Source organism: Herbiconiux gentiana, from assembly GCF_024978135.1.
Classification (GTDB): Bacteria; Actinomycetota; Actinomycetes; order Actinomycetales; family Microbacteriaceae; genus Herbiconiux; species Herbiconiux gentiana.
Window position 1 is genome coordinate 468,162 of sequence record NZ_JANTEZ010000004.1, and the last position, 19,827, is coordinate 487,988.

Annotated in this window: 19 protein-coding genes; 5 read left to right on the plus strand and 14 right to left on the minus strand. The window is 69.9% G+C overall.

What is annotated here, in order from left to right; genetic code table 11:
* Positions 1 to 3: 3 nt before the first annotated feature.
* The 12 genes from rnc to NVV95_RS12650 all read right to left on the minus strand — a co-directional run bounded on the left by rnc (position 4) and on the right by NVV95_RS12650 (position 11,193).
* A complete protein-coding gene (gene rnc / locus NVV95_RS12595; protein WP_259486879.1) occupies positions 4 to 720 on the minus strand; it encodes a ribonuclease III in 717 nt (238 codons plus the stop codon).
* Positions 721 to 743: 23 nt separating this feature from the next.
* On the minus strand, positions 744 to 947 hold the full coding sequence (gene rpmF, locus NVV95_RS12600; protein WP_259486880.1) for a 50S ribosomal protein L32: 204 nt from the start codon (positions 945 to 947) through the stop codon (positions 744 to 746).
* A gap of 68 nt (positions 948 to 1,015) precedes the next feature.
* A complete protein-coding gene (locus NVV95_RS12605) occupies positions 1,016 to 1,510 on the minus strand; it encodes a YceD family protein (RefSeq protein WP_259486956.1) in 495 nt (164 codons plus the stop codon).
* 143 nt (positions 1,511 to 1,653) lie between these two features.
* Positions 1,654 to 2,598, minus strand: a complete 945-nt coding sequence (locus NVV95_RS12610) for a LysR family transcriptional regulator (RefSeq protein WP_259486881.1) — start codon at positions 2,596 to 2,598, stop codon at positions 1,654 to 1,656.
* Between the two features lie 70 nt (positions 2,599 to 2,668).
* Positions 2,669 to 4,006, minus strand: coding sequence for an aspartate aminotransferase family protein (locus NVV95_RS12615; protein ID WP_259486882.1), 1,338 nt, complete (start codon positions 4,004 to 4,006; stop codon positions 2,669 to 2,671).
* Positions 4,007 to 4,081: 75 nt separating this feature from the next.
* Positions 4,082 to 5,245, minus strand: coding sequence for an ABC transporter substrate-binding protein (locus tag NVV95_RS12620; protein ID WP_259486883.1), 1,164 nt, complete (start codon positions 5,243 to 5,245; stop codon positions 4,082 to 4,084).
* 85 nt (positions 5,246 to 5,330) lie between these two features.
* Positions 5,331 to 6,104 carry an ABC transporter permease gene (locus tag NVV95_RS12625; protein ID WP_259486884.1) on the minus strand — a complete coding sequence of 258 codons (774 nt, stop codon included), beginning with the start codon at positions 6,102 to 6,104 and terminating at the stop codon, positions 5,331 to 5,333.
* The gene (locus tag NVV95_RS12630; protein ID WP_259486885.1) at positions 6,101 to 6,937 is read right to left on the minus strand and encodes an ABC transporter ATP-binding protein; all 837 of its coding nucleotides are present in this window, start codon (positions 6,935 to 6,937) and stop codon (positions 6,101 to 6,103) included. Before NVV95_RS12630 ends, NVV95_RS12625 begins: the two co-directional genes overlap by 4 nt.
* On the minus strand, positions 6,934 to 7,860 hold the full coding sequence (locus NVV95_RS12635) for an ABC transporter permease (RefSeq protein ID WP_259486886.1): 927 nt from the start codon (positions 7,858 to 7,860) through the stop codon (positions 6,934 to 6,936). The genes NVV95_RS12630 and NVV95_RS12635 overlap by 4 nt, the downstream gene beginning before the upstream one ends.
* Positions 7,857 to 8,873: a TIGR03842 family LLM class F420-dependent oxidoreductase gene (locus NVV95_RS12640; RefSeq protein ID WP_259486887.1), complete on the minus strand. Its 1,017-nt coding sequence runs from the start codon at positions 8,871 to 8,873 to the stop codon at positions 7,857 to 7,859. Before NVV95_RS12640 ends, NVV95_RS12635 begins: the two co-directional genes overlap by 4 nt.
* Before the next feature lie 18 nt (positions 8,874 to 8,891).
* Positions 8,892 to 10,325: a dihydropyrimidinase gene (gene hydA, locus NVV95_RS12645; RefSeq protein ID WP_259486888.1), complete on the minus strand. Its 1,434-nt coding sequence runs from the start codon at positions 10,323 to 10,325 to the stop codon at positions 8,892 to 8,894.
* Positions 10,326 to 10,344: 19 nt separating this feature from the next.
* The gene (locus NVV95_RS12650) at positions 10,345 to 11,193 is read right to left on the minus strand and encodes a nitrilase-related carbon-nitrogen hydrolase (RefSeq protein ID WP_259486889.1); all 849 of its coding nucleotides are present in this window, start codon (positions 11,191 to 11,193) and stop codon (positions 10,345 to 10,347) included.
* Between the two features lie 152 nt (positions 11,194 to 11,345).
* Between NVV95_RS12650 and NVV95_RS12655 the strand changes: the two genes are divergently transcribed.
* From NVV95_RS12655 to cofD, 4 genes are all read left to right on the plus strand, one after another.
* Positions 11,346 to 12,695, plus strand: coding sequence for an aminotransferase class I/II-fold pyridoxal phosphate-dependent enzyme (locus NVV95_RS12655; protein ID WP_259486890.1), 1,350 nt, complete (start codon positions 11,346 to 11,348; stop codon positions 12,693 to 12,695).
* 61 nt (positions 12,696 to 12,756) lie between these two features.
* Positions 12,757 to 13,014: a FitA-like ribbon-helix-helix domain-containing protein gene (locus tag NVV95_RS12660; protein ID WP_259486891.1), complete on the plus strand. Its 258-nt coding sequence runs from the start codon at positions 12,757 to 12,759 to the stop codon at positions 13,012 to 13,014.
* Positions 13,011 to 13,430: a type II toxin-antitoxin system VapC family toxin gene (locus tag NVV95_RS12665; RefSeq protein WP_259486892.1), complete on the plus strand. Its 420-nt coding sequence runs from the start codon at positions 13,011 to 13,013 to the stop codon at positions 13,428 to 13,430. The genes NVV95_RS12660 and NVV95_RS12665 overlap by 4 nt, the downstream gene beginning before the upstream one ends.
* A 35-nt stretch (positions 13,431 to 13,465) precedes the next feature.
* On the plus strand, positions 13,466 to 14,473 hold the full coding sequence (gene cofD / locus NVV95_RS12670; RefSeq protein WP_259486893.1) for a 2-phospho-L-lactate transferase: 1,008 nt from the start codon (positions 13,466 to 13,468) through the stop codon (positions 14,471 to 14,473).
* Positions 14,474 to 14,505: 32 nt separating this feature from the next.
* On the opposite strand, the gene NVV95_RS12675 is transcribed toward cofD, so the two are convergent.
* Both NVV95_RS12675 and guaD read right to left on the minus strand, forming a co-directional pair.
* Positions 14,506 to 15,498, minus strand: coding sequence for an antibiotic biosynthesis monooxygenase (locus NVV95_RS12675; RefSeq protein WP_259486894.1), 993 nt, complete (start codon positions 15,496 to 15,498; stop codon positions 14,506 to 14,508).
* A gap of 2 nt (positions 15,499 to 15,500) precedes the next feature.
* Positions 15,501 to 16,895, minus strand: a complete 1,395-nt coding sequence (gene guaD / locus NVV95_RS12680) for a guanine deaminase (RefSeq protein WP_259486895.1) — start codon at positions 16,893 to 16,895, stop codon at positions 15,501 to 15,503.
* Between the two features lie 206 nt (positions 16,896 to 17,101).
* Here guaD and NVV95_RS12685 point away from each other — a divergent pair, with 206 nt between their 5' ends.
* A complete protein-coding gene (locus NVV95_RS12685; RefSeq protein ID WP_259486896.1) occupies positions 17,102 to 19,771 on the plus strand; it encodes a bifunctional FO biosynthesis protein CofGH in 2,670 nt (889 codons plus the stop codon).
* Positions 19,772 to 19,827: the final 56 nt, after the last annotated feature.

The window sequence follows — 19,827 nt, forward strand, 5'->3', positions numbered from 1 at the left end:
GGGCTAGGCCTTCGGGGCCGGCCCGAGCTCGGCGAACGCGGCCGCGGCCGCCACCGACTCGGCTTGCTTCTTGCTCGACCCGGTGCCCGATGCGCTGATCGCCCGCCGCTTGCCCGACGCCGGGAGCGTCACCGTGGCGGTGAACTCCTTGCGGTGGTCGGGGCCCGACTCCTCGATGGCGTAGACGGGGGCCTCGTAGCCGTGCTGCGCTGCACGCTCCTGGAGACTCGTCTTCGGATCCATCGAGATGCCGAAGCGCCCGGGGTCGTTCGCGAGGGGCATGACGAGGCGCAGCACGAGTGCCGTCGCCACATCGGGCCCCTGGTCGAGGTAGGTCGCCCCGATCACCGCCTCGACGGTGTCGGCGAGGATGGACGCCTTGTCGCGCCCGCCCGTGAGCTCCTCGCCCCGGCCGAGCTTGATCACCTCGCCGAGCCCGATCGTGCGGGCGATCTCGGCGAGCGCGACCGTGCTGACCAGCGAGGCCCGCCGCTTGGCGAGCTCGCCCTCGGTGAGCTCGGTGAAGGTGGTGTAGAGCATCACCGTCACGGCCTGGCCGAGGATGGAGTCGCCGAGGAACTCGAGCCGCTCGTTCGTGGGGATGCCGCCGTGCTCGTAGGAGTATGAGCGGTGGGTCAGCGCCAGGTCGAGCAGCGCGGGGTCGAGTTCGATCCCGAGGCGCGCCAAAAGGTGCGACCGGGCATCTTTTTCGTCAGACACCGGTCGCACCTCTCGAAGAACGATTAAACGTCGGCGACCTTGCGGCCCTTGTACTCCAGGAACAGGGCGGTGCCTGCGGAGTCCTCGACGACCTTGGCGCGGTGCGGCAGGCTGTACGTGGTCTTGCCGTTCTCGATGGTCTTGACCAGCGTGGGGATCTCGGCCTTCCACTGCGAACGACGCGCGTGGGTGTTGGAACGTGACTTCTTCCGCTTCGGAACAGCCATGGTTGTCTCTCTTCTTCTCGGTCGGCGTGCGTTCGTGGGGCGCGCGCCGGCGGTTTAGAACCCCGTGCCTAGGTGGCGTCGGTGTCTGTGTCTTCGGAAGCCGTCGAGCCCTGAGGGCTGCTCAGACCGGCCAGTGCCGACCATCTCGGGTCGATCACGTCGGGTGCGGGTTGTGCCGGATGGTCGGCCAGACGCTCGCCCGTCACCGGGTCGAGTCCTGGGCAGTCCGGCGTGCACACCGGCTGGAACGGAAGTGCCAGCACAACCGCATCCCTGATCAGAGGTTCGAGATCGACATGGTCGTCATGAACCTCGTAATCGAAAGCTTCGTCAGAAGAATACGCGAAAAGCTCCTGGAATTCGACTTCGACGGTCTGGGCGATGTCGCGGAGGCATCGGCTGCACTCCCCGACGGCCTCGGCCGAGACGTCGGCGGAGACCAGGATGCCCTCGTGCACGGACTCCAGACGGAGGTCGACGTGCAGTTCTTCGCCGGCCGGAACGGCCAGCAGGCCCTCACCGAGCTTCTCGCCGGTGGGGATGTCGAAGCGGTGCTCGCGCATCTCGCCGGGCTTGTGGAGGATGTCGCGCACGTTGACCGTGTAAGGGGTCTTCTTGAATGTGCTCACCGAGAGATTCTACCGGCTCCACGGGTGGGTGCGGTCAGGCCGGCGGGCGCGGCCGGGCAGGCGGCCCGCCCGCACGGTCAGGCCGCGGGCCGCGGCGGGTTGCGGTGCGCGTTCGCCGCCACCACCGCGTCGGCCTCCGCCCGCAGGGCGTCGACCACGGTGCGAACCGCGAGCCGTTCCGCCCGGTCGGGCCGCATCAGCGCGAAGATGTGCCGCTCGGCGACGACCCCGCGCAGGTTCTTCAGCACGATCTCGCTGCGGTACGCCCCGCCCGCGGTGTAGCAGGGCAGGATGGCGACCCCGAGCCCGGCCGCGACGAACGCCTCGGTCACGCGCGTGTCGCCGAAGCGCTGCACCACGTTCATGGGAGTGCCCGCCGCCGAGGAGATGTCGAGGATGGTGCGCTCGAACGGGTAGCCCCACGGCACCCCGATCCAGCGTTCGCCGATCAGGTCCTCGGGGTCGAGCAGCTCCTTCTCGGCGAGCGGATGCCCGGGCGGCAGCGCGATGTCGAGCGGCTCGGTCATCAGCTTCACGGCCGCGAGCTCGGTGGAGGGCCAGTTGGTGGCCGCCGAGGAGGCCGTGTGCGCCAGCACGATGTCGAAGTCGGCGGTCAGCGCCGGGAAGTCGTCGCTCTCGGGGTCGCGGTCGCTGCAGTGCAGCGTCAGCCCGCCCACCTCGTCGAGGCGGCGCACGACACCCGGCAGCAGCATCTGCCCTCCGGTCGGGAAGGTCGCGAGCGACACCTCCCCCGTCGGGTCGTTGCGGAACTCGTCCCAGAGCGCGTTGGCGTGCTCGATGGCCACGGCCACGTCGGTGGCGCTGCGGGCGAGCGCCCGCCCCGCATCCGTCAGCACGATGCCGCGGCCGGCCTTCTCGGTCAGCGGAAGCCCGGCCTCGCGCTCGAGCACCCGCAGCTGCTGCGAGACGGCAGATGGCGTGCGGTGCGTGGCGCGCGCGACCTCGGTGATGCTGCCGCGCTCGGCGAGCTCGCGGAGCAGTTCGAGGCGCCGGACGTCCATGAAGCGACTCTACAGCGCCGGCGCGGGGCACCCCGCCGAAGCTAAACGATCGACGGGTGCCCCGCGACGATCAGGCGAGGTCGGGCAGCTCGCTGAAGGCCTGGTCGTAGATCGCCAGGGCCCGCTCCGCCTCGGCGTCGGTGACGACGCACGGCGGCACCACGTGCAGGCGGTTGTCTGCCGTGAACGGCAGCAGGCCGAGCGAGAGCAGCTTCCCCTTCAGCGCCGCGACGCCGGCCGCGGAGAGCGGTGTCCGCGCATCCGCGTCGCTGACCAGGTCGAGCGCCCAGAACACGCCGAGCCCGCGCACCTCGCCGATCACGGCGTGCTTCTCGGCCAGCGCCTCGAGGCCCGGGCCGAGGATGTCGCGCCCGATGTGCGCGGCGTTGTCGACGATGCCCTCCGACTCCATCGCGTCGATGGCCCCCACGATGGCGGCCATGGCGAGCGGATGCCCGGAGTACGTCAGCCCGCCCGGGAACACGGCGTCGTCGAAGATCTCGGCGATGGCGGGGCTGATGATCACACCGCCGGCGGGCACGTAGCCGGAGTTCACGCCCTTGGCGAAGGTGATCAGGTCGGGCTCGACGAACGAGCCGTCCTCGGCGGTGAGGCTCTGGAAGGCGAACCACGACCCGGTGCGACCGAAGCCGGCCATCACCTCGTCGAAGATCAGCACGATGCCGTGCTTGTCGGCCAGCGCCCGCACGCCTTCGAGGTAGCCGGGCGGCGGCACCAGCACGCCGGCGGTGCCGGGCACCGTCTCCAGCAGGATGGCGGCGATCGAGGCGGCGCCCTCCGACACGATCACGCGCTCGAGGTGCTGCAGCGCGCGGGCCGACTCCTCTTCCGGGCTCGTCGACCAGAAGTCGGAGCGGTAGGCGAAGGGGCCGAAGAAGTGGGCGTGCCCGCGGGAGTACTCGTTCGGCACGCGGCGCCAGTCGCCGGTGGCGACCACCGCGGCTCCGGTGTTGCCGTGGTAGCTGCGGTAGGTCGAGAGCACCTTGTCCCGGCCGGTGAACAGGCGGGCCATCCGGATGGCGTTCTCGTTCGCATCCGCACCGCCGTTGGTGAAGAAGACCTTGCTGTAGCTGCTGCCCGCCTTGTCGAGGATGCGCTGGGCGGCCTTGCCTCGCGTGAGGTTGGCGGCGGCCGGGGCGACCGTGGTGAGCACGTCGGCCTGCTCCTTGATGGCGGCGACGACGGCGGGGTGCTGGTGGCCGATGTTCGTGTTCACCAGCTGCGAGGAGAAGTCGAGGTACTCGGTGCCCTCGTAGTCCCAGACCGTGGAGCCGAGCCCGCCGGCGATGACCATCGGCTTGAGCGAGGCCTGGGCCGACCAGGAGTGGAACACGTGGGCGCGGTCGAGCTCGAGGGCGAGCTGCTGGTCGGCGGGGTCGAGATCCATGGTGCGTTCTTTCTGTGTGTGGTGCGGGTGGTGAGGGAGGGTGACGCTGCCGCCACCCTCCCTTGTGACGAGTGGCTACTCGCCGCCCTCCTTGAGGGTGACGTCGATGGGCGTGAAGCCCTCGCCCATCACGTCGACGCCCTCGTCCTTGAGCTCGGAGAGCGCCTTCTCCACGTACTCGTTCGAGAACGCGGTGGCCGGCGGCTCCTCCGAGATGACGGTCGCGCCGGTCTCGTTGGGGGTGTCCATGGCGATCTTCACCGTCTGGTCCCACTGGTCCTGGTTGATCGTGCCGACACCCGAGGTGGAGGGCCAGATCAGCTTGTTGACCTCGTTGGTCATCCAGAGCTGGTGGCTCTCACCGAGCTGCGAGCCCGAGGCGGTGACGATCTTCGCGGCGTCCTCGGCGTTGTCGCGGGCGTAGGCCCAGCCCTTGATCGACGCCTTGATGAACTTCACCGTGGTGTCGGCATAGGCCGAGTCGTCGGCGAGGCGGTCGGAGTCGGCCCAGATGGCGTCCTGGAGCATCGCGGTGCCCTCGGTGTTCCAGTCGATGACGTTCAGCTCGTCGGGGGTGAAGAGCTTGCCGGTGGACGGGTTCTTCGTCTCCAGCACCTGCGCGTACTCGTTGTACGTCATGGCCTGGGCCGCGTCGATGTCGCCGGCGAGGAAGCCGTTCATGTCGAACGCCTGTGCGACCAGTGAGATGTCGTCGAGCTTCACGCCGGCCTTGTTCATCCCGGCGAACAGCTCCCACTCGTTGCCGTAGCCCCAGCTGCCGACCGTCTTGCCCTTGAGGTCGGCGGCCGAGGTGATGTTCTTGTCCTTCATCGAGATCTGCGTGGTGCCGGAGCGCTCGAAGATCTGCGCGACGTCGGTCACGGCCGCGCCCTGCTCGATCGAGCCGAGCACCTTCGGCACCCACGAGATCGCGTAGTCGGCGTCGCCGCCCGTGAGCACGTCGATCGGCACGATGTCGGTCGCGCCCTCGAGGATGGTGACGTCGAGTCCCTCGTCCTCGTAGAAGCCCTGGTCGAGGGCCGCGTAGTAGCCGGCGAACTGGGCCTGCGAGAACCACTGCAGCTGCAGCGAGACGGGGGTGAGGTCGCCTGAGGCCGCCGAGTCGGTGGAGTCGGACGAACCGCCGCTCGAGCATCCGGTGAGCACGATCGCGGTGGCGGCCAGGGCGCCGATGCCGCCGATGACACGGGAGCGGGTGAGACGTGTGCTGTGTTTCATGTCGTTCCTCCTCTGGTGGTGCGCGGGGTGGTGCGGGTGGGTGGTGCGGGTGGTGCAGCTCGGGGGCCGGCGTCGACGGCGCGGCTCAGGTGCGCGGCTTGTAGTGCCGCGTCGCGAAGGTCTCGATCGCGAGGGTGACGCAGTAGAACACGAGACCGACGATGATGGCGCCGAGCACGTAGGCCCAGGCGAGGTTGTAGTTCGACGACGACGCCGCCGAGGTGATCGACTTGCCGAGCCCGCCGACCGGCCCGCCGAAGTACTCCGCGATCAGGGCCGAGATCACGGCGAGGCTCGAGGCGATCCGCAGCCCGGTGAAGATGAACGGCAGCGCTCCGGGCACGGTCACCGTGCGGGTCGTCTGCCAGGCGGATGCCGCGTAGACGTGCATCAGGTCGCGATGCACCGGGCGCACCTGCCGCAGACCCCGCAGCGTGTTGATGTAGACCGGGATGAACACCGCGAGCGCCGCCACCAGCTGCCGCGCGGTCTCCGCACCGGCCCCGAACATCGTGTACAGCACGGGCGCCAGCGCCACGATCGGCACGACGGCGAGGGCCGCGACCAGGCCGGCGGTGAGCTCGTCGACCACCCGCGCCAGGGCGGCGAGCACGGCGAACAGGATGCCCACGACCCCGCCGATGACGAGCCCCACGAGGGCGTTGCCTCCGGTGACCAGTGCGCCCGCCACCACGGAGGAGATGTTGTCGCCGAACTCGGTGCCGATCGCCAAGGGCCCGGGTACGATGAACGGCTTGATGTCGAACGCGACCACGAGCAGCTGCCAGAGGGCGAGCGCCACGACGCCGAGGATCACCGGCGCGAGCACGGTGCGCAGGGAGCCGGCGGAGGCCCTCATCGGTTCTCCACGCCTCGGGCGGCGGTGGGCTTGATGCCGACGGGGGCCTCGCCGTGCAGCAGCTCGCGCACGCGGCTGACGTTCTCGAAGAACGCCTCGTCCTCGCGCAGGTGCTCGTCGCGGTCGGCGGTGCCCGGCAGGGTGATGCTCAGGATGTCGCGGATGCGGCCGGGCCGCGGGGACATCACGACGACCCGGTTCGACAGGAACACGGCCTCGGGGATGGAGTGGGTGACGAACACGACCGCCGCCCCGGTCTCGCCGGTGATGCGCACGAGCTCGGTCTGCATGCGCTCGCGGGTCATCTCGTCGAGCGCGCCGAAGGGCTCGTCCATGAGCAGCAGGCGCGGGCTCTCGGCGAGCGCCCGGGCGATCGCGACCCGCTGCTGCATGCCGCCGGAGAGCTGGTCGGGGTAGCTCTCGGCGAAGTCGCCGAGGCCGACGAGCGCCAGCAGCTCGGCCGAGCGCTTCTTGCGGCCGGCCGAGTTCACCCCGTGCAGCTCGAGCGGCAGCTCGATGTTCGCCGCCACGGTTCGCCAGGGCAGCAGGCCCGACTGCTGGAAGGCGATGCCGTACTCCTGGTCGATGCGCGCCTGCCTGGCCGTCTTGCCGAACACGGTGAGCGTGCCCGCCGAGGGCGTGTCGAGGTCGGCGATCAGCCGCAGCAGCGTCGACTTGCCGCAGCCGGAGGGGCCGATCAGCGAGACGAACTCCCCCGGGGCGACCGTGAGGTCGATGGAGTCGAGCGCCGTCACGGAGGGCTTCCGCTTGGCGGTGAAGACCTTGTCGACGCCGGTCACCTGGACGGCGGCGGTTGTGGATGCCTCGCTCATGCGGGCACCTCCCCTCTGCGGAAGCGCCGGAGCAGGACTCCGAGCAGGGCGATGAAGCCGGCGGCCACGAGGCCGACGGCGATGGCGCCGAAGATCGGCGCCCAGGTCTTGGCCGGGTCGCCCGAAGCCTGCTGGGCGAACTCGATGATCATCCGGCCGATGCCGCCGCGGAGGCCGATCGAGACCTCGGCGACCACGGTGCCGATCACGGCGTTAGCGGCCGCTAGCCGGAGGGCCGGCAGCAGGTACGGCACGCTCGCCGGCAGGCGCAGCGTGAACAGCGTCTTCCACCAGCCGACGCCGTAGCTGCGGAACAGCTCCACGTGGATGGCATCGGGCGAGTTGAGGCCGCGGAGCGCGCCGATCGACACCGGGAAGAAGGCGAGGTACGACGCGATGATCGCGACCGACATCCAGCTCTCCCAGGTGAAGTCGCCGAACTCGAGCTGGGCGCCCCAGCGCCGCACGAGCGGGGCGATCGCGATCAGCGGCACGGTCTGGCTCAGCACGATCCAGGGCAGCACGGCCGACTCGGCGGTGCGGAAGCGCTGCATCAGGATCGCTAGCAGCATGCCCACCACGACGCCGACGACCCAGCCGACCGCGGCCACGCCGAGTGTGAAGACGGCCGCCTGGGCGACGGCGAGCCAGACGGGCTGGGCGTTCCGCCCGTTGCCCGACTGCTCGAACAGTCGCCCGATCATGTCCCAGACGTGGGGCATCGCCAGGTCGGTCGTTCGCGGCAGCACGGTGAGGTCGCCGATCATCACACCGGTGGCCGGACCGATCGCCTTGTAGAGCTCCCAGGCGACCACGACGAGCAGCACCCCGCCCGCGCCGAACGCGACCCGCGTCGCGGTCGTGCCCGAACGCCGCGCGCCGCGCCGGCGCTCGGGGGTGCCCGTCGGGGAGGTTCCGGTCATGCCTTGGCCGTGATGTGGTCGCGAAGGGCCGGCATCACGGTCTCGCCGTACACGCGGAGGGTCTCCTCCTTGTTGTCGTGCTGCAGGTAGCCCGCGAACTGCGTCACGCCGATCTCGGCGTACTGCTTCAGCTTCTCGATGTGCTGCTCGGCGGTGCCGAGCACGCAGAAGCGGTCGACGATGTCGTCGGGCACGAAGCTCGTGTGGCTGTTGCCCGCGCGGCCGTGCTCGTTGTAGTCGTAGCCTTCACGATCCTTGATGTAGGAGGTGAGCGCCTCGGGCACGTCGCTGCTCTCGCCGTACTTCGCCACGATGTCGGCCACATGGTTGCCCACCATGCCGCCGAACCAGCGGCACTGGTCGCGCATGTGCTCCCAGTCGTCGCCGATGTACATCGGGGCGGCCACGCAGAACGCGATCTCGTCGGGGTCGCGCCCGACGTTCTCGGCCGCCTTCCGCACCGTGGCGATCATCCACTTGGCGATGTCGATGTCGCCGCACTGCAGGATGAAGCCGTCGCCGACCTCTCCCGTGAGCTTGAGGGCGAGCGGGCCGTACGCCGCCACCCACAGGTCGAGCGACGAGCCCTTGCTCCAGGGGAACTGCAGCGTGGCGCCGTTGTACTCGACCGAGCGCGAGTTCGCGAGCTCCCGGATGACGTGGATCGACTCGCGGAGGGTCTTCAGCGTCGTGGGGGCGCCGTTGGTGACCCGCACCGCCGAGTCGCCGCGGCCGATGCCGCAGATGGTGCGGTTGCCGTACATCTCGTTGAGGGTCGCGTAGACCGAGGCCGTGACCGTCCAGTCCCGGGTGGCCGGGTTGGTGACCATGGGGCCGACCTTGATCTTGTTCGTCTCGGCCAGGATCTGGCTGTAGATGACGTACGGCTCCTGCCAGAGCAGGTGCGAGTCGAAGGTCCAGAAGTAGTCGAAGCCGTACTGCTCGCTGAGCTTGGCGAGCCCGACGGTGCGGGCTGCCGGGGGGTTGGTCTGAACGACCGCGCCGAAATCCATGTGGTGTCCTGTCGTTCGTCAGATCAAGTACTGGCTGAGGCCGCGCTTGAAGTACGCGCCGTCGCCCTTGCGGCCGAGGTAGCTGTCGTCGTCGACGATCATCCGCCCGCGGGAGAACACGGTGTCGACGTGGCCGTCGATCTCGTAGCCCTCCCACGCCGAGTAGTCCATGTTCATGTGGTGCGTCTTGCCCACGCCGATCGAGGTGTGCCCGTTCGGGTCGTAGATCACCACGTCGCCGTCGGCCCCGGGCTGGATGACGCCCTTCTTGCCGTAGATGCCGAACATCCGCGCCGGCGTGGTGCTCGTCAGCTCGACCCAGCGGGGCAGGCTGATCTCGCCCATCACGACACCCTGGTAGATCAGGTCCATCCGGTGCTCGACCGAGCCGATGCCGTTCGGGATCTTCGAGAAGTCCGCCAGCCCCATGTCCTTCTGGCCCTTCATGCAGAAGGGGCAGTGGTCGGTCGAGATGACCTGCAGGTCGTTGGTGCGAAGGCCCTGCCACATGTGGTGCTGGTGACCCTCGTGCTTCGAGCGCAGCGGGGTCGAGCAGACCCACTTCGCGCCCTCGAAGTCGCCCCATTCGGGGCTGGATGCTCCGAGCTGGTCCTCGAGCGAGAGGTAGAGGTACTGCGGGCAGGTCTCCGCGAACACGTTCTGGCCGTTGTCGCGGGCCGCGGCGATCTGCTCGACCGCCTGCTTGGCGCTGACGTGGACGATGTAGAGCGGCGCCCCCGTCAGGTTCGCGAGCATGATCGCGCGATGCGTCGCCTCCTCCTCGGCCTGCCACGGGCGCGAGACGCCGTGGTAGTAGGGGGTGGTCTCGCCGCGCTCGAGGTGCTGCTTCACCAGCAGGTCGATGACCGAGCCGTTCTCGGCGTGCATCATGATCAGCGAGCCGTTGTCGGAGGCCCGCTGCATCGCCTTGACGATCTGGCCGTCGTCGCTGAGGAACACGCCCTTGTAGGCCATGAACAGCTTGAACGACGTGACACCCTCGTTGATCAGCTCGTCCATCGCGGTGAGCGAGGAGTCCTGCACGTCGGACAGGATCTGGTGGAAGCCGTAGTCGACCGCGCACTGCCCGGCCGCCTTTCCCTGCCAGAGGTTGTACTGGTCGAGGATGTTCTCTCCGGCGTACTGCACGACGAAGTCGATGATCGACGTGGTGCCGCCATGGGCGGCCGCGCGGGTGCCGGTCTCGAAGGTGTCGCTCGCCTCGGTGCCGCCGAACGGCATCTGCATGTGCGTGTGCGCGTCGATGCCGCCCGGTATGACGTACTTGCCGGTCGCGTCGACGACCTGGTCGACGTTCCGCTCGATGTCGAAGCCGAGCAGGGTGCTGCCCGGGGCGAGCACCGCGGCGATGGTCTCGCCGTCGATCAGCACGTCGGCCGTGGCAGTGCCGGTGGCGTTGACGACCGTGCCGCCCTTGATGAGGGTCTTCATGACTGCCTCTCCCCCGGGCCTACGGTGCGACGATCTCGCCGTAGGCGTCGGGGCGACGGTCGCGGTAGAACTGCCAGTCGTCGCGGGTGTCGCGGATGGCGTCGAGGTCGAGGTCGCGCACGAGCAGCTCCTCGTGCTCGCTCGATCCGAGCTCGCCGACGTAGTTGCCGCGCGGGTCGACCACGTAGCTGGTGCCGTAGAAGTCGACGGCGAGGTCGCCGTATTCGTTGTCCTCCTTGCCGACGCGGTTCGGCACGAGCACGAAGTACTGGTTCGCACCGGCCGCCGCGGGGCCCTCGAGCTCCCAGAGGCGGTTCGACAGACCGGGCTTGGAGGCGTTGGGGTTGAAGACGATCTGGGCGCCGTTCAGGCCGAGCTCGCGCCAGCCCTCGGGGAAGTGGCGGTCGTAGCAGATGTGCACACCCACCTTGCCGACGGCGGTGTCGAAGACGGGGTAGCCGAGGTTGCCGGGGCGGAAGTAGAACTTCTCGTAGAAGCTCTCGAGGTGCGGGATGTGATGCTTGCGGTACTTGCCCACGACCGTGCCGTCGGCGTCGACGACCACGGCGGTGTTGTAGTAGACGCCGGTCTGCTCCTCCTCGTAGATCGGGAGGATCGTGACCATGTTGAGCTCCTTGGCCAGGGCGGCGAAGCGCTGCACGATCGGGCCGTCGGCCGGCTCGGCGTAGCGGTAGTACTTCTTGTCCTGGGTGATGCCGAAGTAGGGCCCGTAGAACAGCTCCTGGAAGCAGATCACCTGCGCGCCCTGGGCGGCCGCGTCGCGCATGAACTGCTCGTGCTTGTCGAGCATCGACTCCTTGTCGCCCGTCCAGGTGGTCTGGGATATCGCCGCGCGGATCGTCGTCATCGGTGGTTCCTTTCGAAGCGTGCTGTGCAGCCGGTTTTGTTATTATTCGGCGTGAACATTTCTCGTGTGTTTCAGAGTGTGACGCGAGAGTAAATATGTCAAGACTCCCGGGCACCCCCGTCCGGGCCGACGCACCAAGAAGCCGGGGCAGCATGCTCGAACGGATCGTCGACGCGGTGGAGCACCGCACCCCCGACGGCATCGCCGCCGCCATCTCCCGGCTGATCCGCTCGGGCTCGCTCAGCGCCGGCGAGCGCCTTCCCACGGTGCGCGACGTCGCCTCGACGCTCGGCGTCAGCCCGGCCACGGTCAGCACGGCCTGGCAGGCGCTCTCGGGGGTCGGCCTGATCACCTCGCGCGGCCGCGCCGGCAGCTACGTGCTCCAGGCCGCCACCCCGTGGATGCCGCCGCACTTCGGCGAGCTGGCCGGCTCGCACGTCACCGCGCGGCTCGACCTCTCGACCGGCACACCCGACCCGTCCCTGCTGCCCGACCTCTCGCTCGCGCTCACCAAGGTGCCCACCCGGGCCGACACCGCCAGCTACCTCAGCTCCCCGGTGCTTCCCGGGCTCGAGAAGCACCTGCGCGCATCCTGGCCCTACCCCGTCGCGGCGCTGACGATCGTCGACGGCGCCCTCGACGCCATCTCGCGCTCGCTCGAGTCGCTCGTGCGCTTCGGCGACCGGGTGGTGGTCGAGAACCCGACGTTCCCGCCGTTCCTCGACCTGCTCGAGACGCTCGGGGCCGAGCGGCTGCCGGTCGACGTCGACGACGAGGGGATGCTCCCGGCACGCCTCGCGGACGCCCTCGCCCTGGGGCCGGTCGCGATCATCCTGCAGCCCCGGGCGCACAACCCCACGGGCATGTCGATGAGCGCGGGGCGGGCGCGGGAGCTGTCGCGGGTGCTGCGCGCGCACGACCACGTCTGCGACCCCGTGGTGATCGAGGACGACCACTCGGGCGAGATCTCGTCGAGCCCGGCGCACAGCCTCGGCAGCTGGCTGCCGAACCGCACCCTGCACGTGCGCAGCTTCGCGAAGTCGCACGGCCCCGACCTCCGCATCGCGGCGCTCGGCGGGCCCGAGGCGCTGATCGACCGCATCGTGGCGCGGCGGCTGCTCGGGCCCGGCTGGACGTCGCGCATGCTGCAGACGATCCTCTACGAACTGCTCACCGCTCCCGCCTCGGTCGACACCGTGCACGACGCGCGGCGCATCTATCAGGCGCGGCAGCGGCTGCTCTCCGAGGCGCTGGTCGAGCAGGGGCTGCCGCACGCGCCCTCCGACGGCATCAACACCTGGCTGCCGGTGGCCGACGAGAAGGCGGCCATCCTCACCCTGGCCGCGAGCGGCATCCGGGTGGCGGCGGGTGCGTCGTTCGTGGCTGCGCCGCCGGTTCCGGATGCGCGGCCGCCCCAGTTCCTCCGCGTGACCGCGGGCCGTGTCGCCGCCGACTTCGACGAGGTCGCCGCCCTCCTGGCGGTCGCCGCCCGCGCCGAGTAGCCGCCCGATATCGACAGATCCTCATCACGCTGCTAGCATTGACAGCAGGGAGGTGGGCGGCATGGCGACCATCACGGTTCGAGACCTCGAAGACGGCACCCGCTATCGGCTGCGGGTGCGGGCCGCGCGCAACGGGCGGTCGATGGAGGCCGAGGCGCGGCACATCCTCATGGCAGCGGTCGCCAGCGAGCCGGCCGACACCGCCGGCATCGGAAGTCGCATCCGCTCGATGTTCGCCGACGTCGGGTACGCCGACGACCTCGCCGACCTGCTGCCAGAGCGCTCGGCCCCGGTCGACCGGGCCGACTTCGATCGATGATCCTGCTCGACACGAACGTGGTCTCGGAGCTCCTGAGAGCCCGGGCATCCCCCGCGGTCGTCGACTGGGTCGATCAGCAGCCCGCCGACGATCTCTGCCTCTCGGCCGTCACCCTCGCCGAACTGCTCCAGGGTGTCGCGCTGCTGCGCGCCGGAACGCGGCGGCGCGAGCTCGGACGACGGGTCGCCCACCTGGTTGCCCACGAGTTCGACCGGCGCATCCTGCCTCTCGACGCCGAGTGCGCGGTCGAGTTCGCCGACGTCGTCTCCTCACGCCGCCGCCTCGGCCGCCCCATCACCCCGTTCGACGCCCAGATCGCGGCGACTGCCCGCGTGCACGGCGCCCTCCTCGCCACGCGCAACGAGCGCGACTTCGATCACACCGGCCTCCCGATCGTGAACCCCTGGCTCGGCTGAGGTCGGCGAGGGTACGGTCGGCGGGGAGGGCGGGCATGGGATTGAATGGGGGCGTGAAGGTCACGGTGCTCGCAGGCGGTGTCGGAGGTGCACGGTTCCTGAGGGGGCTGCGCACCCAGCTGAGGAAGGCGTACCCGAACGGCGACGGCGGCTCGACCGCCGAGGTCACCGCGGTCGTGAACACGGGTGACGACATGTGGCTCACGGGCCTGCGGGTCTGCCCCGACCTCGACTCGATCATGTACACGCTCGGCGGCGCCAACGACGACGAGCGTGGCTGGGGCCGCAAGGGCGAGAGCGAGCGCGTCAGCGCCGAGCTCACGGCCTACGGCGTGGGCTGGCCGTGGTTCACCCTCGGCGACCTCGACCTCGGCACCCACATCGCCCGCTCGAGCTTCCTGCGCGACGGCCTCACACTCACCGAGGCCACCGCCCGGCTCGCCGAGCGCTGGAACCTCGGTGTGAAGCTCCTGCCGATGAGCGACGAGCCGGTCGAGACGCACGTCGAGATCATCCTCGACGGCAAGCGCCGCATCGTGCACTTCGAGGAGTGGTGGGTGAAGCACCGGGCGGGCGTGCCGGCGCAGCGCTTCATCCAGGTGGGGGCGGATGCGGCGAAGCCGACCCCGTCCGTGCGGCGGGCGATCGAGCAGGCCGACGTGATCCTGGTCGCTCCCTCGAACCCGGTGGTGTCGATCGGCACCATCCTCGGAGTGCCGGGCCTCCGTTCGGCCCTCCGCGAGGCCCGCGCGCCGATCGTCGGGGTCTCCCCCATCATCTCGGGTGCCGCCGTTCGCGGCATGGCCGACGCCTGCCTCACCGCGATCGGCGTCGAGACGACGGCCGCCGCGGTGGCGAAGCACTACGGCTCCCGCTCGCGCGGCGGCCTGCTCGACGCGTGGCTGATCGACGAGAGCGACGCGGCGAGCGCCCCGGTCATCGAGTCGGCGGGCATCCGCATCTCGGTGGTGCCGCTCTGGATGCGCGACCCCGCCACGAGCACCCAGCTCGCCGCCGACGCCCTGGCCGCCGCCGCCCGCTAGACCGCAGCGGGCACGATGGCCGCGGCAGCCCGCTAGCCCGCCGGGCGCAGGCTGATCAGCCAGGCGTACAGCGCCATCGACAGGATGTACACCAGCACGACGAGCGCGTACCCCAGCACGTGTGTCTTCACGGGGATGCCCCGCTTCACCCACCAGCCGAACAGCTTGAACGCCCACGGCACGAAGAACCAGCCGAGAAGCTGAGTCGACACCACGTTCCCGATGAACAGCGACAGCCAGAACGGCACTCCGTGGCTGTCGAACAGAGGGTCGGCGATGAAGTAGCCCCAGAGGAACACGATGGGGTACAGCATGAGCAGCACCAGGAGGTTGCTCTTGAACACCGGGTCGGGCAGAGCATCCGGAGCCTTGCGACCCGACCAGAAGCCGAAGCCGTAGCTCGAGCGCGTGAGCTTCAGCTGCTCGTTGTAGTCGGCGCCCTCGGCCAGCAGCGCCGAGCGCTCGGGCGAGTCGAGCCAGGCGTTCAGGTGCTTCTCGCTGTCGAAGCTGAGCACGACCACCCAGTCGTCCTGCACCCCGGGGATGGGCCGCTCGACCTTGTGGCCGACGAAGCCCTCGAAGCGCGACTCGACGGCCGAGATCTCGCGCTGCCACTCGAGGAAGCGGGCCTCGTCCTGCGGTGCGACCTTGCTCGAGATGAGCACGGACGACGCCTCGGAGGGGTGCTTGACCTCCTCGGTGAACAGGTGCACCTCGTCGTTGCCGATGAAGCGGTCGCCGATCTCGTCGACGAGGTTCTTGCGCTCGGCGCTCTGCAGCCAGCCGCGGGCCGAGGAGGCGTCGCGGAAGTGCTGCACGGTGACCCAGTCGACCGAGTGCGGCGGGTTCGGCCGGATCAGCTCCCGCTCGATGAAGCCCGGCCAGCGCGAGACGCGCTCGGCGACCTTCTTCTGCCAGGCCTCGTAGTCGGCGTAGTCCTTCTCGGCGAGCCGACGGTGCACGACCAGCGTGACTGTTCCACCAGTGGAGGTCGTGGCACCGTCGGGCAGCGCCGTGTCGGTCATGCTCAGGCCTTCTGGTAGGCGAGCTCGCCCGCGATCCAGGTCTGGTCGACAGCGCGCTCGTCGCCGACCATCATCACGCCGAAGAGCAGGTCGGAGACGGTCTCGAGCGTCAGCGGGCCGTCGCTGTAGGACAGGCTCTGGTGCCAGGCGGTCGCGGGCGGACCGGCGGTCCAGTCGAGGGCGACGAAGTCGGCCTCCTTGCCGATGTCGAACGAGCCGACGAGGTCGTCGATGTAGAGCGCCTCGGCTCCGCCCTTGGTGATGGAGTAGAACGCGCGCAGCGGCGAGAGCTTGTTGCGCTCGGATTCGGCGAGGTCCTGCTCGCTCGGCAGGATGCTGCCGTCGAGGATGGTGTTGTTCAGCATGCCGACCTTGTAGCCGTCCTCGAGGCTGTTCAGCAGGCTGAAGCGGTTTCCGCCGCCCATGTCGGTGCCGTACGAGACGAGCACACGGTGCTCGGGGTCGAGCGCCCGGCCGAGGCGGAACAGGCCCGATCCGAGATAGAGGTTCGACGACGGGCAGAAGGCCACCGAGGCGCCCGCCTCCGAGAAGCGGCGGAACTCGCTGTTGGACAGCCAGACTCCGTGGCCGCCCGTGAACTTCGGGCCGACCAGTCCGAACTTCTCGTAGACGCCGAGGTAGTCGTGGCAGTCGTCGTGCAGCGCCAGCACGCCGTGCACCTCGGCGGGGTTCTCGGAGATGTGGGTGTTGATCCACAGGTCGGGGAACTCCTCTTTGAGCTTCTGGCAGGCCGCCAGTAGCTCGTTGGAGGCGCCGAAGCCGAAGCGCGGGGTGATCGCGTAGAGGTTGCGGCCCTTGCCGTGCCACTTCTCGATCAGCGTGCGGCTGTCGTCGTAGAACTGCTCGGGGGTGTTCGCGAAGTAGTCGGGCACGTGCCGGTCGATGCCGGTGAGGCCGGCGATCATGCGCATGTTGCGGCGGCTGGCCTCCTCGAAGAAGACCTCGTTGCAGGTGAGGTTGCCGGTGGTGAACGTCTGCGCCGTGGTGGTGCCCGAGGCGAGCAGGTTGTCGAAGAAGTGCTTCGTGCCCTCCTCGGCGTACTCGCGCTCGGAGTACTTGTGCTCCTCCGGGAAGACCCACTTCTGCAGCCACGGCAGCAGCTGCTCGCCGTAGGCGCCGAGAACGCGGGTCTGCGGCAGGTGGATGTGCCCGTCGATGAAGCCGGGGAGGATGATCCGGTCGCGGATCTCGGTGATCTCGACCCCCGAGTGCGTCGACGCGATGTCGTCGTAGGCGCCGAAGTCGACGATCACGCCGTCCTCGACGACCAGCAGGCCGTCGGCCTGGAACCGGGCGGCCGCTTCCTCGTTGCCGACGTGCTTGTAGGGGTCGTCGACGAAGTCCAGGAAGGTTCCGCGCACAGCTGTCTTGGCCAAGATGTTCCCCGATTCGTAGTGGTGACGCCATCGTGGCACACGGGGTGCGCGCGATGCCCCTCCCCATCAGGGGGAGGCCGGGCCAGGGGGGAGGCCGGGCCAGGGGGAGGCCGGGCCAGGGGGTAGGCTGGCGGCAATCAGGTTATGGGTCTGGCTTTGGGCCCCTTCTTCTCTCATCTTCACTTCGAGACTCCAGAGGTTCCCCCATGCCCGAAGATCTTCCGTTCCCCACGAGCACCGGTGTGCGCCCGACCGGTCGCAGCACCCCGGCCGCGGTCGAGCAGGGCTTCGTCCCGAACGCCTCCGCCATCCGCCGGGCCCTGAAGCGCGCCGAGACCGGTGTCGCCCTCGACGCGACCGAGGCCGAGACCCTCCTGCACGCCCGCGGCGACGACCTCGAGCGCCTGCTCACCGCCGCGTCCCGGGTGCGCGACGCCGGGCTCGAGATCGCGGGGCGCCCCGGCGTCATCACGTACTCGCGCAAGGTGTTCATCCCCCTCACCCACCTCTGCCGCGACCGCTGCCACTACTGCACCTTCGTCGAGACCCCCGGCGGGCTGGCGAAGCAGGGCAAGGCGCCGTTCCTCTCGCCCGACGAGGTGCTCGCGATCGCCCGCGAGGGCGCGGCCCTCGGCTGCAAGGAGGCGCTGTTCACCCTCGGCGACCGCCCCGAGGATCGCTGGCCCGTGGCCCGCGAGTGGCTCGAGGCCCGGGGCTACGACTCCACCATCGCCTACCTCCGCTCCGTCGCGATCCTCGTGCTCGAGGAGACCGGCCTCCTCCCCCACCTGAACCCCGGCGTCATGACGTGGGAGGAGATCCAGCGCCTGAAGCCGGTCGCCCCGTCGATGGGCATGATGCTCGAGACCACCGCCGACCGGCTCTGGTCACAGAAGGGCGGGCCGCACTACGGCTCCCCCGACAAGGACCCGGTGCTGCGCCTGCGCGTGCTCGAGGACGCGGGCCGCTCGAACGTTCCCTTCACCACCGGCCTCCTGCTCGGCATCGGCGAGAACTACGCCGAGCGGGTCGACGGGATGTTCTCCATCCGCTCGGCCGCACGCCGGCACGGTCACGTGCAGGAGGTGATCATCCAGAACTTCCGCGCGAAGCCCGCCACCGCCATGATGGCGGCCGACGACCTGGAGACCCAGGAGTACGTCGCCGCGGTCGCCGTGGCGCGGCTCGTGCTCGGCCCGAAGGCGCGGGTGCAGGCTCCGCCGAATCTGACGGATGCGCGGGAGCTGTCGCTCCTCGTGCGCGCCGGCATCGACGACTGGGGCGGCGTGTCGCCCCTCACCCCCGACCACGTCAACCCCGAGCGCCCTTGGCCGCACATCGACGACCTCGCCCGGCTCACCGCCGAGGCGGGCTTCGAGCTGCGGGAGCGCCTCACCGCGCATCCGCACTTCGTGCGGGCCGAGGAGCCGTGGATCGACCCCCGGGTGCTCCCCCACGTGCGCGCGCTGGCCGGGCCGGACGGCCTCGCCATCGAGGGCCGGATCCCCGCCGGGCTGCCCTGGCAGGAGCCCGACTGGGGCTCGAGCTCGAGCGGACGCACCGAGCTGCACACCGAGATCGACACCGTCGGCCGCACGGGCGACCGCCGCAGCGACTTCGAGGACGTGTACGGCGACTGGGCCGAGCTGCGCGAGCACGTCGGGGCGAACGCCGGAACGGCGCCGCGCGCATCCGGAGACCCCGCCGTGCGCAGCGCCCTGGCCCGCGCCGCGGAGGACCCGGCCGGGCTGAGCGACGCCGACTACCTCACCCTGCTCGGCGCCGACGGCCCCGACCTCGAGGCTCTGGCCGCCCTCGCCGACGACGTGCGCCGCGCGACCGTGGGCGACGAGGTCGGCTACGTGGTGAACCGCAACATCAACTTCACGAACGTCTGCTACACCGGCTGCCGCTTCTGCGCCTTCGCCCAGCGGCGCACCGACGCCGACGCCTACACGCTGTCGATGGAGCAGGTCGGCGACCGCGTCGACGAGGCGTGGATGATCGGGGCCACCGAGATCTGCATGCAGGGCGGCATCCACCCCGACCTGCCCGGCACGGCCTATTTCGACCTCGCGCGCACGGTCAAGGCGCGGCAGCCCGACATCCACCTGCACGCGTTCAGCCCGATGGAGATCGTGAACGGAGCGTCGCGCACCGGGCTGTCGTACCGCGAGTTCCTGCAGGAGGCGAAGGCCGCGGGGCTCGACTCGATCCCGGGCACCGCCGCCGAGATCCTCGACGACGACGTGCGCTGGGTGCTCACCAAGGGCAAGCTGCCGGCCGCCGCGTGGATCGAGATCGTCTCGACCGCGCACGACGTGGGGCTGCGTTCGTCGTCGACCATGATGTACGGCCACGTCGACAACCCCTCGCACTGGGTGGGGCACCTGCGCACCCTCGCACGGGTGCAGGACGAGACCGGCGGGTTCACCGAGTTCGTGCTGCTGCCGTTCATCCACATGAACGCGCCCGTGTACCTCGCCGGCGTCGCCCGGCCGGGGCCGACGAGGCAGGAGAACCGGGCCATCCACGCCGTGTCGCGGCTGATGCTGCACGGGCGCATCGACCACGTGCAGACCTCGTGGGTGAAGCTCGGCAACGCGGGCACGCAGCAGATGCTCGAGGGCGGCGCCGACGACCTCGGCGGCACCCTGATGGAGGAGACGATCAGCCGCATGGCGGGAGCCGACAACGGCTCCGAGAAGACGGTCGACGAGCTCGAGCGGATGATCGGCGAGATCGGTCGCGTGCCGGTGCAGCGCACCACGACCTACGGCCGCCCCTCGGCCGAGCGCGTCGCGGTCGCCCGCGAGTTCGCCTCCCAGGGCTTCGCGGCGACGGGCCGCACCCTCCGCACGAACCTCCTGGCCTGACGGACGGGAACGGCCCGCCCCTCACGTGGAGGGACGGGCCGTCGTGTCGAGCCGAG